Source organism: Geodermatophilus sp. SYSU D00700 (genome assembly GCF_054050255.1).
In genome coordinates, this window is the sequence record NZ_JBJGZA010000007.1 from 125,068 (window position 1) to 138,863 (window position 13,796).

Consider the following 13,796-nt stretch of genomic DNA (forward strand, 5'->3'; position numbering starts at 1 on the left):
CCTCCACGGGAGGCGGGCAGTCTAGCGACGAGTTCGGTGGTCGATGCAGGTCCGCGGCCGCCGAACCCTTGTCGGATGGCCGGATCGCTGCGATAACCGTCGCATGCAGCCGGACTCCGCCGACCCCGTCGTCCGCCCGGGGGAGGAGGCCACCCTCCGCCCGGGCGCGATCGGGTTCGTCGACGCCCTCGTGATCGGCCTGGCCTCCACCTCCCCGGCCTACACCCTCGCGGCGATCATCGGTGCCCTCGTGGCCATCAGCGGGGTGCACGCCCCGGGCATCCTGCTGGCCTCGTTCGTGCCGATGGTGCTCATCGCGTCGGCCTTCGCCGCGCTCAACCGGGTCGATCCCGACTGCGGGACGACGTTCTCTTGGGTCACCCGGGCGATGGGGCCGTGGGCCGGCTGGATCGGCGGCTGGGCGATCACGATGACCGGCGTCCTCATCATCGGGTCGCTGGCCAACGTGGGCGTCGTCTTCACGCTGCGCCTGCTCAACCTGGACTCGCTGGCCGAGAACACCGCCGTCGTCCTGGTGCTCACCGTCGGGCTGATCCTGCTCATGACGTGGATCTGCGTACTCGGCACGGAGCTGTCGGCGCGGCTGCAGAACGTGCTGATCCTCGCCCAGACCGGAGCCCTGCTGGTGTTCGCGGCGGTCGCGATCTACCGGGGGGTGAGCGGCGACAGCACGCTGGGCGGGCTCGACCCCAGCTGGGACTGGCTCAACCCGTTCGGCGCCGGGGGCGCGGCACTCAGCGGCGGGCTGCTGCTCGGCGTGTTCGCGTACTGGGGCTGGGAGTCGGCGGTCAACCTGACCGAGGAGACCCGCGACTCCACGGTGACGCCCGGCCGCGCGGCGATCGTGTCCACCGTCGTCCTGCTGGTCACCTACGTCTCCGTCGCGATCGCCGTCCTCGCCTTCGCTGGCACCGACTACCTGGCCGACAACGCCGACGAGGAGGAGGCGATCTTCGCGCTGCTGTCCACCGAGGTGATGGGCGGCTGGGACTGGGTGGTCCTGCTGGCGGTCGCCACGGCCGCGATCGCGTCCACCCAGACGACGATCCTCCCGGCGTCGCGCACCGGCCTGTCGATGGCCCGGCGGCACGCGCTGCCGCGCCGGTTCGGGCACATCTCGCCGCGCCACCGCACGCCCGACGTCTCCACCTGGTGGGTCGGCGTCATCGCCAGCATCTGGTTCGTCGGGGTGAGCCTGCTCAGCGAGAACGCGCTGTTCGACTCGATCACCGCGCTGTCGCTGCTCATCGCCTTCTACTACGCGCTCACCGGCATCGCCTGCGCCGTCTACCACCGCCGGCAGCTGACCCGAAGCGTGTCGGCGTTCCTGCTCATCGGGGTGGGCCCGCTGGTCGGGGCCGGGCTGCTGATCTGGCTGCTGGCGCTCTCGATCCGCGACCTCGCCGACCCGGAGAACTCCTACACCGGCCAGGCGTGGCTGGGCGTGGGCCCGCCGCTGGTCATCGGCGTCGGGATCTTCGTGCTCGGCCTGGTGCTCATGGCCGTCTGGCGCAGCCGCGACCGCCGGTACTGGCAGGAGCGGCCGGGGATCGCCGGTGACCGCATCCACGTCGACGAGGAGCTGCGGTGAGCATCGTCCTGGGCTACGACGAGTCGCCGGGGTCCCGGCCGGCCCTGGCCATGGCGATCTCGCTGGCCGCCCGGTTCGACGAGCCGCTCGTCCTCGTGTACGGCGTCGAGCCGCCCGGCGGGCTGGGCGAGGAGTTCCAGGCCCACCAGCGGGCGCTCACCGAGATGGGCCGCACGGCGGTGGCGCACGCGGTCGAGGAGGCGCAGGCCGCCGGCGTCGAGACCGTCATCGAGGTGCTGTCGCAGAAGCCGGCGCAGGCGCTGGTCGACGCCGCGCGCCGGCACGACGGTCGGGTCGTCGTCGTCGGCACCCGCGGGGAGAGCCCGCTGCGCGGTGCCTTCCTCGGGTCGGTGTCGCACAAGCTGCTGCACCTGTCCGACCGCCCGGTGCTGTGCGTCCCCGCGCGGGAGGGCGAGGCATAGGAAGCGCTCCGCACGTCCTGGGCCGCAGGACGTGCGGATTGCTTCCCATGCCTCGCCGATCACAGCCGGGCCCAGGCCTCGGTCAGCACGCTGCGGAGGATCTGCTCCATCTCGTCGAACTCGGCCTGCCCGCAGACGAGCGGCGGGGCGAGCTGGATGACCGGGTCACCGCGGTCGTCGGCGCGGCAGTACAGGCCGGCGTCGAACAGCGCGCCGGAGAGGAACCCGCGCAGCAGCCGCTCGGACTCCGCGGCGTCGAAGGTCTCCTTCGTCGCCTTGTCCTTCACCAGCTCGATCCCGTAGAAGTACCCGTCGCCGCGGACGTCGCCGACGATCGGCAGGTCCAGCAGCTCCTCCAGCGTCGCCCGGAAGGCGCCCTCGTCGTCGAGGACCCGCCGCTCGAGCCCCTCCTCGGCCATGAGGTCGAGGTTGGCCAGGGCCACCGCGCAGCTGACCGGGTGCCCGCCGAAGGTGTACCCGTGCGGGAACGACGCGGTGTCGCGCAGGAAGGGCTCGACGACGCGGCTCGAGGCGATCATCGCGCCGATGGGGGAGTAGCCCGAGGTCATGCCCTTGGCGCAGGTGATCATGTCCGGCACGAAGCCGAACTTCGTGCACGCGAAGGTCGTGCCCAGCCGGCCGAAGGCGCAGATCACCTCGTCGCTGACCAGCAGCACGTCGTGCCGGTCGCAGATCTCGCGCACCCGCGCGAAGTAGCCGGGGGGCGGCGGGAAGCAGCCGCCGGCGTTCTGCACCGGCTCCAGGAAGACGGCGGCCACCGTGTCCGGGCCCTCGAAGAGGATCGCCTGCTCGATCTGGTCGGCCGCCCACCGGCCGAACGCCTCGGGGTCGTCGCCGAACACCGGAGCCCGGTAGAGGTTGGTGTTGGGCACCCGGACGCTGCCGGGCACCAGCGGCTCGAAGGGCTGCTTGAGCGCGGGGATGCCGGTGATCGACAGCGCCCCGTGCGTGGTCCCGTGGTAGGCCACCGCCCGGCTGATCACCTTGGTCTTCTGCGGCCGGCCGGTCAGCTTGAAGTACTGCTTGGCCACCTTCCACGCCGTCTCCACGGCCTCGCTGCCGCCGGTCGTGAAGAAGACCCGGTCCAGGTCGCCGGGAGCGGCGGCGGCCAGCCGCTGCGAGAGCTCGATCGCCGTCGGGTGGGCGTAGGACCACAGCGGGAAGAACGCCAGCTGCTCGGCCTGGCGGGCGGCGGCCTCGGCCAGCACGCGCCGGCCGTGGCCGGCCTGGACGACGAACAGGCCGGCCAGGCCGTCGAGGTACCGGCGTCCGCGGTCGTCGTAGATCGACGCGCCCTCGCCGCGGACGATCACCGGCGGCGGGGTGTCGCGGTAGGCGCCCATGCGGGAGAAGTGCAGCCACAGGTTGGCGGTCGCGTCCGCACCGATGCCCTGGTCCGGCGTCGCGACGTCCTGCTCCGTGGTGGTCATGGGTACGGATCCCGTCGTCAGGAGGAGCGTGCGATGCGTGGATCGTAGTCCCGGGGCCTCCGGACGGGCCAGACCGTCGGTCGCCGGCCGGTCCCCGCCGACGTCGGCGGAGTGCCACGACGGCGTCCCCGGACCGCGGCGGTGGACGGATCGGCCGTCCCGGGACCCGACTCTCCTCCGGCACGCTCGCTGCGCAGCCCCGCGTCCCCGAGGAGGAACCGTGACCACCACCCCGTACTGGATCGCCGGGCGTCCCGCGCACGGCGGCGAGGTGCTCGAGGTCCGCTCGCCGCACGACGGGTCGCTCGCCGGCCGGACCACCACCGCAAGCGCCGACGACGTCGAGACCGCGGTCGCCGAGGCCGCCCGGGTGCGCCGCGAGTTCGCCGCCACCCCCGCGCACGTGCGGGCCGCCGCCCTCGACCACGTCTCGCGCCGGCTCGCCGAGCGCGCCGAGGAGGTCGCCGCGCTGATCACCGCCGAGTCGGGCAAGCCGCTGAAGTGGTCCCGGCTCGAGGTCGCCCGCGCGGTGTCGACCTTCCGCTGGGGCGCCGAGGAGGCCCGCCGCTGGTCGGGCACGCTGCAGCGGCTGGACACCGACCCGGCGGCCACCGGCCGGATGGCGCTGGTGCGGCGCGTCCCCCGGGGCCCGGTGCTCGGCATCGCCCCGTTCAACTTCCCGATCAACCTGGTGGCCCACAAGGTGGCGCCGGCGATCGCCGTCGGTGCGCCGATCGTGCTCAAGCCCGCCCCGGCCACCCCGCTGACGGCGCTGCTGCTCGGTGAGCTCCTCGCCGAGACCGCGCTGCCCTCGGGCGCCTGGTCGGTGCTGCCGGTCCCGAACGAGGTCGCCGCCGACCTGGTCCGCGACCCCCGGCTGCCGGTCGTCTCGTTCACCGGCTCGGTGCCGGTGGGCTGGTCGGTCAGGGAGTCCGCGCCGCGCAAGCACGTCACCCTCGAGCTCGGTGGGAACGCCGCCGCCGTCGTCGGGCCGGACCAGGACGACGAGAAGTCCCTGTCGTGGGCGGCGTCGCGGATCGCGACCTTCGCCATGTACCAGGCCGGGCAGTCCTGCATCTCGGTGCAGCGGGTGTTCGCCCACCGCGCGGTCGCCGAGGCGCTGACCACGCGGGTGGTCGAGGCGGTGCAGCGGCTGGCCACCGGCGACCCCACCGACGAGAGCACCGACGTCGGCCCGCTCATCGACGAGGCCGCCGCCCGCCGGGTGGAGAGCTGGGTCGCCGACGCCGCCGCCGCCGGCGCGCGGGTGCTCACCGGCGGGCAGCGCACCGGCGCGACGTACGCGCCCACCGTGGTCACCGACGTCCCCGCGACGGAGAAGCTGGCGTGCGAGGAGGTCTTCGGCCCGGTGGTGGTCATCGACGTCGTCGACTCGCTCGACGAGGCCTTCGACCGGGTCAACGACAGCCGCTTCGGCCTGCAGGCCGGGGTGTTCACCCGCGACCTGCAGGTGGCCTTCCGCGCCGCCGCGGTGCTCGACGTCGGCGGCGTGGTGATCGGCGACGTGCCCAGCTTCCGCGCCGACCAGATGCCCTACGGCGGGGTCAAGGACTCCGGCACCGGCCGGGAGGGCGTGCACGCGGCGATGGAGGACCTCACCGAGGAGCGCGTCCTGGTGCTCACCGGCATCGAGGTGTAGCCCCCCGCGGCACGAGGCCCCGGTCCCTGCGGGGACCGGGGCCTCGTGCCGCGGGGCGGGTCAGCCGACGTGCGCGGCGAACGCGGCCTCGAGGACGTCGAGCCCCTCGCCGAGCAGGTCCTGGCCGATGACCAGGGGCGGCAGGAAGCGCAGCACGTTGCCGAACGTGCCGGCGGTCAGGACGACGACGCCCTCGGCGTGGCAGGCGCGCGCGATGCGGCCGGTGAGGGCGGCGTCGGGCTCGGTGGTGCCCGGCCGGACCAGCTCGACGGCGATCATCGCGCCCCGCCCGCGGACGTCGCCGATGGCCGGCGTGCGCGCCTGCAGCGCGCGCAGGCGGGGGAGCATGGTGTCGCCGATGGCGCGTGCGGCGCCGGCGAGGTCGCGCTCGCGCATGGTCTCGATCGAGGCCAGTGCGGCGGCGCAGGCCACCGGGTTGCCGCCGTAGGTGCCGCCGAGCCCGCCGGTGTGCACGGCGTCCATGATCTCGGCGCGGCCGGTCACGGCGGCCAGCGGCAGGCCGCCGGCCATGCCCTTGGCCAGGGTGACCAGGTCGGGGACGACGCCCTCGTGGTCGGAGGCGAACCAGTCGCCGGTGCGGCAGAAGCCGGTCTGCACCTCGTCGGCGACGAAGACCGCGCCCGACGCGCGGCACCACTCGGCCAGCGCCGGCAGGAAGCCCGGGGCCGGGACGACGAAGCCGCCCTCGCCCTGGATCGGCTCGATGAGCACCGCGGCGACGTTGGCCGCGCCGACCTGGGCCTCGATCTGCGCGATGGCGCGGGCGGCGGCCTCGGCCCCGGTGAGGCCGGGCTCGTCGCGGAACGGGTAGGACATCGGGACCCGGTAGACCTCGGGCGCGAACGGGCCGAAGCGGTGCTTGTACGGCATGTTCTTCGCCGTCAGCGCCATCGTGAGGTTGGTCCGGCCGTGGTAGGCGTGGTCGAACACGACGACGGCCTGCCGGCCGGTCGCGTGCCGGGCGATCTTGACGGCGTTCTCGACGGCCTCCGAGCCGGTGTTGAACAGCGCCGACCGCTTCTCGTGGTCGCCGGGGGTGACCCGGGCGAGCTCCTCGCAGACGGCGACGTAGCCCTCGTAGGGCGTGACCATGAAGCAGGTGTGGGTGAAGGCCGCCACCTGCTCCTGCACCGCGGCGACGACCCGCGGGGCGGCGTTGCCGACGTTGACCACCGCGATGCCCGAGCCCAGGTCGATCAGCGAGTTCCCGTCGACGTCGACGACCACCCCGCCGCCGGCGCGGTCGACGAACACCGGCAGGGTGGTGCCGACCCCGGCCGACACGACGGCGGCCCGGCGGGCCATGAGCTCCTGCGAGCGGGGACCGGGGACCGGGGTGACCAGCCGGCGCTCCTGGGGCAGCGTGGCGGTGGGCTCGAGCAGGTCGGTCACGGCAGCTCCTCGGTCTGGCGGATGGGTCGGCGGGACGGGCCGGCTGCCTCCGGCGGGGGAGGCTCCCCCTGCGAGTGTGGGACGCCCGCCACACCGGCGGTACCGTCCACACCGGCGCGTCGTGGGGGCGCGGATGTCCACTCTGTCAGGAGTCCTCCGTGCCGGTCACCGTCGCCGACCTGGTCGCCGACCCGGCGCTCGACCTCGTGCTGCACACGCCAGGGGGTGGGGTGGACCGGCCGGTGTCCTGGGTGCACGTCAGCGAGCTGGCCGACCCGACGCCGTTCCTCGAGGGCGGGGAGCTGCTGCTGACCACCGGCCTGGCGCTGCGCGAGGAGCCCGTCGGCCCGTACGTCTCGCGGCTGGCCGCGGCCGGCGTCGTCGGGCTGGGCCTGGGCACCGGGCTGGGGGTGGACGCCGTCCCCGCCGAGCTGGTGGCCGCCGCCGAGGGCGCCGGGCTGGCGCTGCTCGAGGTGCCCCGGCGGACGCCGTTCATCGCGCTGTCCCGCACCGTCTCGGCCGCGCTGGCCGCCGACGAGTACGCGGCCGTGGCCCGGGCGGCGGCCGCGCAGCAGGAGCTGACCCGGGCCGCGCTGGCGCCCGGCTCGCCGGCCCCGCTGCTGCAGCGGCTGGCCCGGCAGGTCGCCGGCTGGGTGCTGCTCCTCGACACCGCCGGCACCGTGCTGGAGGCGGTCCCGCCGTCGGCGGCCGAGCGGGCCGCGGCCCTCGCGCCGGAGCTGGACCGGCTGCGGTCGGTGCGCGCGCCGGCGAGCGCGGCGCTGTCCGGGCCGGGGGAGACGGTGCTGCTGCAGTCGCTGGGCACCGAGCGGCGCACGCGGGGCTTCCTGGCGGTGGGCCGGCCCGGGCCCGTGGGCGCGGCCGACCGGCACGTGGTCAACACCGCGGTCGGCCTGCTGACCCTCCGCCTGGAGCAGTCGCGCGGGCTCGACAGCGCCATGGCCGCGTTGCGGGCGGCCCTGCTGCGGATGCTGCTGGCCGGCGAGGAGGCCGCTGTCGCCGACACGGTCGCCGCGCTGGGGGAGCGGCTGCCCGCCGAGCCGCTGCGGGTGCTGGTGGTCCTCGGCGCCGCCGGTCGGCGCGCGGCCGCCGTCGACGTGGCCGCCGACGCCGCGGCCGCCGCCGGCTCGGCGTCCTTCTCCGCCGAGCTCGACGGCGCGCTGGTCCTGCTCGTCGCCTCCGACGGGCCGCTACCCGAGCGGTTGGAGGCGCTGCCCGAGCGGGTGCCCGACACCGCCGTCGGGATCTCCGGCCCGGTGCCCTGGGGGCGGCTGGCCGACGGCGTGCGCCAGGCCCGGCAGGCCGCGGAGCACAGCCGGGCGCGCGGCGGCGGGGTCACCTCGTTCGCCGGCCTCGCCGGGCAGGGACTGCCGGCGCTGCTCGACCCCGCGGCCACCCGCGCGTTCGCCGACGCGCTGCTGGCGCCGCTGGTGGCCGCCGACCGCGCCGGTGCCGGCGACCTGGTCGACTCGCTGCGGGCCTGGCTGGCCCACCACGGGCAGTGGGAGCCGGCGGCGGCGGCCCTCGGCGTGCACCGGCACACGCTGCGCAAGCGCATGCGGCGGGCGGGGGACCTGCTCGGCCGCGACCTCGACGAACCCGGCACCCGGGTCGAGCTGTGGCTGGCCCTGCACCCGCCCGCGTAGCGGCACCGGCGGCCGCGGGACTGACCCGGACGGGTGCCGCCCGGGTGGGCCGAGGCGCCGGCCTCGCTAGGCTGCGGGGACAGCGGCGGCCGGGAGGGGGCGGTGGCGATCCGGGAGCGTGAGTTCGTCCTGGACGACGTCTCCAGGGCGATCATCGAGCAGCTCCAGCAGGACGGCCGGCGTCCCTACGCCCGGGTGGCCCACGCCGTCGGGCTGTCCGAGGCCGCCGTCCGCCAGCGGGTGCAGCGGCTGCTCGACGCCGGGGTCATGCAGGTCGTGGCGGTGACCGACCCGATGCAGGTCGGGTTCTCCCGCCAGGCGATGGTCACCGTGCGGACCGCCGGCGACCCGCGCGTCGTCGGCGACGCGATCGCCGCGCTGCCCGAGGTCGTCTACGTGGTGGTCACCGCCGGCCCGGCCGACCTGCTCGTCGAGGTGGTCGCCGAGGACGACGACCAGCTGCTCGGGACCGTGGCCCGCATCCGGGCCGTCGAGGGCGTGACCTCCACCGAGACGCACATCTACCTGGGGCTGCGCAAGCAGACCTACGCCTGGGGCACCCGCCGCCCCGACCTGCCGGCCGCGGGCCTCTAGGACCCGCGGACCGGCACGCCGGTGGCCGGCGTCGTCGGGGAGGCGCCCGTCAGTGGCAGTGCCGCGCGGCGGTCGGCGGCACGTCGAGGGCGGGGTTGCGGTCGAAGAAGCCCACCGGCCGGAGCTGGAAGGACACCGTGTCGACCGGCATGACCGGCCAGTCCTCGGGCCGGGTGACGTGGTGGATGCCGAACACGTGCCAGAGCACGATGTCGGTGTCGGCGATGGACCGGCCGGCCTCGATCCACCGCGGCAGCCCGGCGTCGCGGCGGCTCTGGTTGCAGAACTCGCCGGCCGGCCAGCGCTCCTCCTCGTCGTAGCGGGTGACCCAGAGCGGGTGCGCGACGACGCCGGCCCGCTGCAGGATCGGTGAGGACGGGTCGGCCAGCGGCGGGATCCCCGCGCCGGACACCAGCTTGTAGCCGGGCGGGGTGCCCAGCCGGGTGGTCCGGGTGCGGTTGACCACCTTCCAGCTGCGCTGGGAGGCCCAGTCGGGGTCCTGGCCGCCCTCGGCCTCGGTCTCCAGCGGCCGGGTGCGCTGCACGACCGCGAGGCCGTAGGGGTTCTGCGGCGAGATCGGCGCCGCCTCGCTCTCGGAGACCAGCACGGTGTTCTCCGGCCCGTCGACCTCCATGTCGAGGCGGGCGACGACGAAGTGCTGGTGGAACGGCGCGTAGGTCTGCTCGTCGACGACCGTGCCGTACGGCGGCGGGGTGTCCGCGTAGGAGGTGGTCACCATGATCCCGGTGGCGCGGACCTCGCACTCGATCGTGCCGTCCTGGTAGAAGCGCCAGTAGGTCAGGTACTCGTAGTTGGCCACCGTGGCGTGGAACGAGACCACCATCCGCCGGGACCGCCGGACCTCGGCGCCGGCCTTCTCGTCGACGTGCTTCCACAGCACGCCGTCGTCCTCCTCGTGCAGGCAGATGGCGTTCTTGATCGTGTACGGCTCGCCGCGGGTGTCGTGCAGGACGGCGTCGACGTAGGTGATCTCGCCCAGGCAGTCGCAGCCGAGCTCCAGCGACGTCGTCATGAAGCCCAGGCCCCACTCGCCGATGTCGAACGCGGTGCGGCGGTAGTGGTCGGGGCCGGGGTCGCGGTAGGGGACCACCATCTCGGCGAAGGACAGCCGGTGCGCGATCGACCGGGTGCCGGTGCCGTCGTCGTAGCCGACCCGGTGGATCACCAGGCCCTCGCGGTGGTTGAAGCCCAGCCGCATCGTCCAGTTCTGCCAGCGCAGCTCGCAGCCGTCGAGGCGGAACGACACGCCCTCGGGCTGGGTGATCTCCAGCGGCTTCAGGTCGCTGCGCGGCACCAGCCCGGGGACCAGCGAGGGCGCGTACTCGCCCATGGCGAGGTTCGGCCCGGGTGGCGGCGTGTCCTCGACCCGGAGCAGCTCCATGGTGTTGAGGTCGACGACGAAGTGCAGCCCGTTGACCGGGTTGGCGTAGGGGTTGCCGCCGGGCACCGAGCGGCGCCACACGTCGGTCCAGCCCACCCGCCGGTCCCGCAGCCCCTCGGGGATGAGCGAGTGGCCGTAGGCCCAGGTGTCGATGAGGACCAGGTCGAGGTCGGTGATGCCGCGCGTGGCGAGCGCCTCGACGACGGTGGGGTGCCGGATGAGCGCCTCGTGGGCCTCGTGCCACTCGTCGAGGGTCATGTTGGGCTGCTCGCCGGGCACCGCCTCCCACGAGAGCACGGCGTCGTCGGTGAGGGACACGACGGCCTTGTAGGCGGTGCCCTCCTCGCGGCTCCAGCAGGTGACCCGGGCCTCGCGCCGGATCGTGTCGCCCGGGGTGAACGCGCGGACGACGTCCTTGGCCGGTTCCTTGAGCTCGATCGAGGCGAAGCGCCAGCGCTCGTCGACGCCCCGGTCGCGGCGCAGCACCGCGGCGGCGGCGCGGAACTCGTCGGCGTTGAGCGGGTCGAGGGGGTGGGCGGTCATGCCTGGGTCTCCGGGGTGGTGTGGGGGCGGTCGGCGAGGAGGGGGAGGGAGGGGTCCCAGCGGGTGCCGTCGCGGGCGTCGCGGCGGCGCCGGGCGATGGCCGAGAGGGCCTCGAGCACCACCCGGTTGGCGAGGGCGGCGGTGATGTCGGCGTGGTCGTAGGGCGGGCTCACCTCGACGACGTCGACGCCGACCACCGGCAGCTCGAGGCAGGTGCGGCGGACGGAGTCGAGCAGCTGGCGCGCCGACAGCCCGCCCGGTTCGGGCGTCCCGGTGCCGGGTGCGTGCCCGGGGTCGCAGACGTCGATGTCGACAGACAGGAACACGCCCTCGCACTCGTCGGTGGCGATGCCGAACGCCTCGGTCAGGCAGGCCTCGAGCCCGCGGTGGCCGATCTCGGTCATCTCGTAGGAGCGCATCCGCTGGCGCGCCATCCAGTCCAGCGTCTCCGGGGGCGGCCAGTAGCCGCGCAGCCCGATCTGCAGGAACCGGTCGCCGCGCAGGGCGCCGGACTCGATGAGCCGGCGCATGGGCTGGCCGTGACCCCACAGCGAGCCGAACTCGATGTCGCCGGTGTCGGCGTGCGCGTCGAAGTGGATCATCGAGACCCGGCCGTGGCCGAGGACGTTGGCCACGCCCTTCGCGTCGGCGAAGGCGATCGAGTGGTCCCCGCCGAGCACGACCGGGACGGCGCCGGCGCGGGCCACCTTCTCCACGGCCGCCTCCAGCGCGGGCAGGGCGGTCGCGATGTCGCCGGAGTACATCTCGACGTCGCCGGCGTCGACCACCCGCAGATCGCGCAGCCCGTCGGTGCGCAGCGCCAGGCTGGGCCGGGACCCGTCGTGGCCCAGGTAGTCGGTGGTCCGGATGGCGTGCGGCCCGAACCGGGTGCCGGGACGGTGCGACGTCCCCCCGTCGAACGGCGCCCCCAGGACGACGACGTCGGCGTCGGCGTAGCTGGCGGGGTCGTCGAGGTCGCAGTGGTCGACGCCGAGGTAGGTGACGTCGGGCCCGTACTGGGCGCCATAGCGGGTCATCGTGTCGCGGTCCGATCGGTCGTGCGGTCGCGGTGCCCGCAGCGTACGGGTCCATCCTGACGACCGGATCCGCGGTGTCAAGGAGGGCGGGCGACGGATTCCGGGGATCGTGGGTCCTCGGAGCGCTCGTTGCGGCGTCCCCGGCCGGGACCGCCGCTGCTCGGTGTGGGCCGTGCGGACGATCGACGGAATGCGTCACGAGCGTGCCGACACGCGCCGGAAACAGTCGCCGTGCATCCTCCTCACGCAGCGATCAGTGTGCCGGAGTGTCGACACCCCGGACGGCGGGTGTACGGCGCGGACCCTTCCCCTCCCGCGACGGTCACCCGATCGTCTCTCGCTGTGACCCGGCGCACAGGCCGGGCCTGGCTCCACGCCGTTCGGCGCAACGAGGAGGACGTGCATGACCCTGGACCAGCGGCCGGCGCCCGGACCGGCGGACCTGAGGGCCAAGGGGCTCTCGAGCAACTCGGTGGGGCTGCTTGCCAGCGTCGTCCTGGGGATCTCCAGCATCGCGCCGGTCTACGCGCTCACCGCGACGCTCGGCCCCACGGTGACCGAGGTCGGCCTGCAGATGCCGGCCGTCTTCCTCGTCGGCTTCATCCCGATGCTGCTGGTGGCCTACGGCTACCGGGAGCTCAACCGGGTGGCGCCGGACTGCGGCACGTCGTTCACCTGGGCCACCAAGGCGTTCAACCCCTACGTCGGCTGGCTCGCCGGCTGGGGGGCGCTGCTGGCCACGATCATCGTGCTGTCCAACCTCGCCGGGGTCGCGGTCTCCTTCTTCTACCTGCTGCTGGGGGAGATCACCGGGTCGGAGAGCCTCGCCTCGCTGGGCGACGACCGGCTGGTCAACGTGCTGACCTGCGTCGTGTTCGTCGCCCTGGCCACCTGGGTCACCTACCGCGGGGTGGAGGTCACCAAGCGGGTGCAGTACACCCTGGTGGGCTTCCAGATGGCGGTGCTGCTGCTGTTCGTCGTGCTCGCGCTGGTCAAGTCCGGCTCGGCGCCCGGCGGCATCCCCTTCGAGTTCTCCTGGCTCGACCCGACCGCGATCTCCTCGTTCAGCGCCTTCACCGCGGGGCTGTCGCTGTCGCTGTTCATCTACTGGGGCTGGGACACCTGCCTGACGGTCAACGAGGAGACCACCGGCTCCGCGCGGACGCCCGGCCGCGCCGCGCTGGTGACCATCGCCGTCATCGTGCTCACCTACCTGACCGCGGCGATCGCGGTGCAGATGTACGCCGGCATCGGCACCGAGGGCACGGGCCTGGGCAACCCGGACACCGGGGACAACGTCTTCGCCGCGCTCGCCGGGCCGGTGCTCGGCCCGGGGCTGGCGTTCCTGCTCTTCCTCGCGGTCGTGGCGAGCTCGGCGTCGTCGCTGCAGACCACGTTCCTCCCGCCGACCCGCACCCTGCTGGCGATGGCGACCTACGGCGCGCTGCCGAAGGGCCTGGCCGACGTGCACCCGCGCTACCGCGGCCCGTCCACGGCCACGCTCGTGGCCGGTGCCGGGACGGCGCTGTTCTACGTGGGGATGACGCTCATCAGCGAGAACGTGCTCATCGACACGATCTACGCGCTGGGCCTGATGATCTGCTTCTACTACGGGATCACCGCCTACGCCTGCGTCTGGTACTTCCGCCACGAGCTGCGCCGCAGCGCCAAGGACCTCCTGGTCAAGGGCGTCATGCCCCTGCTGGGCGCGCTGATGCTGACCGCGGTGTTCGTCCAGACGGCCATCGACACCCTCGACCCGGCCTACGGCAGCGGCTCGTCGGTGTTCGGCCTGGGCAGCGTGTTCGTCATCGGGATCGGGCTGCTGGTGCTGGGCGCGGTGCTCATGCTGGTGTGGCGCTCGCGGCACCCGGAGTTCTTCCGCGGCGAGACGCTGCGCCAGGACACCCCGTCGCTGGTCTTCGACGACTGACCGAGCGGCCTGCTCCGCGAGTCGATCATCGGACGTGTGCACGGTCGTGCGGCGTGCCCGCGCGT

10 protein-coding genes are annotated in these 13,796 nt (G+C 74.2%); 6 read left to right on the forward strand and 4 right to left on the reverse strand.

Annotated elements, in window-relative coordinates:
- Positions 1 to 103 precede the first annotated feature (103 nt).
- Both ACI79V_RS08135 and ACI79V_RS08140 read left to right on the forward strand, forming a co-directional pair.
- Positions 104 to 1,612 (forward strand): APC family permease, encoded by a 1,509-nt coding sequence (locus tag ACI79V_RS08135; RefSeq protein WP_456888186.1) that lies wholly within the window; start codon positions 104 to 106, stop codon positions 1,610 to 1,612.
- On the forward strand, positions 1,609 to 2,034 hold the full coding sequence (locus ACI79V_RS08140) for a universal stress protein (RefSeq protein ID WP_456888188.1): 426 nt from the start codon (positions 1,609 to 1,611) through the stop codon (positions 2,032 to 2,034). Before ACI79V_RS08135 ends, ACI79V_RS08140 begins: the two co-directional genes overlap by 4 nt.
- Before the next feature lie 59 nt (positions 2,035 to 2,093).
- On the opposite strand, the gene ACI79V_RS08145 is transcribed toward ACI79V_RS08140, so the two are convergent.
- Positions 2,094 to 3,485 (reverse strand): aspartate aminotransferase family protein, encoded by a 1,392-nt coding sequence (locus ACI79V_RS08145; RefSeq protein WP_456888191.1) that lies wholly within the window; start codon positions 3,483 to 3,485, stop codon positions 2,094 to 2,096.
- Between the two features lie 220 nt (positions 3,486 to 3,705).
- On the opposite strand from ACI79V_RS08145, the gene ACI79V_RS08150 reads away from it, so the two are divergent.
- The gene (locus ACI79V_RS08150) at positions 3,706 to 5,145 is read left to right on the forward strand and encodes an aldehyde dehydrogenase family protein (protein ID WP_456888195.1); all 1,440 of its coding nucleotides are present in this window, start codon (positions 3,706 to 3,708) and stop codon (positions 5,143 to 5,145) included.
- 60 nt (positions 5,146 to 5,205) lie between these two features.
- Here ACI79V_RS08150 and gabT read toward each other — a convergent pair whose 3' ends face one another.
- Complete coding sequence (gene gabT / locus ACI79V_RS08155) at positions 5,206 to 6,558, reverse strand: 4-aminobutyrate--2-oxoglutarate transaminase (RefSeq protein WP_456888198.1); 1,353 nt, start codon at positions 6,556 to 6,558, stop codon at positions 5,206 to 5,208.
- Positions 6,559 to 6,716: 158 nt separating this feature from the next.
- Here gabT and ACI79V_RS08160 point away from each other — a divergent pair, with 158 nt between their 5' ends.
- A complete protein-coding gene (locus ACI79V_RS08160; protein ID WP_456888200.1) occupies positions 6,717 to 8,222 on the forward strand; it encodes a PucR family transcriptional regulator ligand-binding domain-containing protein in 1,506 nt (501 codons plus the stop codon).
- Positions 8,223 to 8,324: 102 nt separating this feature from the next.
- Positions 8,325 to 8,816, forward strand: a complete 492-nt coding sequence (locus ACI79V_RS08165) for an Lrp/AsnC family transcriptional regulator (protein ID WP_456888202.1) — start codon at positions 8,325 to 8,327, stop codon at positions 8,814 to 8,816.
- A gap of 49 nt (positions 8,817 to 8,865) precedes the next feature.
- Here the strand turns inward: ACI79V_RS08165 and ACI79V_RS08170 are convergent, their stop codons facing one another.
- Both ACI79V_RS08170 and speB read right to left on the reverse strand, forming a co-directional pair.
- Positions 8,866 to 10,761 carry a primary-amine oxidase gene (locus ACI79V_RS08170; RefSeq protein WP_456888203.1) on the reverse strand — a complete coding sequence of 632 codons (1,896 nt, stop codon included), beginning with the start codon at positions 10,759 to 10,761 and terminating at the stop codon, positions 8,866 to 8,868.
- Positions 10,758 to 11,798 (reverse strand): agmatinase, encoded by a 1,041-nt coding sequence (speB, locus tag ACI79V_RS08175; protein WP_456888204.1) that lies wholly within the window; start codon positions 11,796 to 11,798, stop codon positions 10,758 to 10,760. The genes ACI79V_RS08170 and speB overlap by 4 nt, the downstream gene beginning before the upstream one ends.
- 403 nt (positions 11,799 to 12,201) lie before the next feature.
- Here speB and ACI79V_RS08180 point away from each other — a divergent pair, with 403 nt between their 5' ends.
- Positions 12,202 to 13,731 (forward strand): APC family permease, encoded by a 1,530-nt coding sequence (locus ACI79V_RS08180; RefSeq protein WP_456888206.1) that lies wholly within the window; start codon positions 12,202 to 12,204, stop codon positions 13,729 to 13,731.
- Positions 13,732 to 13,796 lie beyond the last annotated feature (65 nt).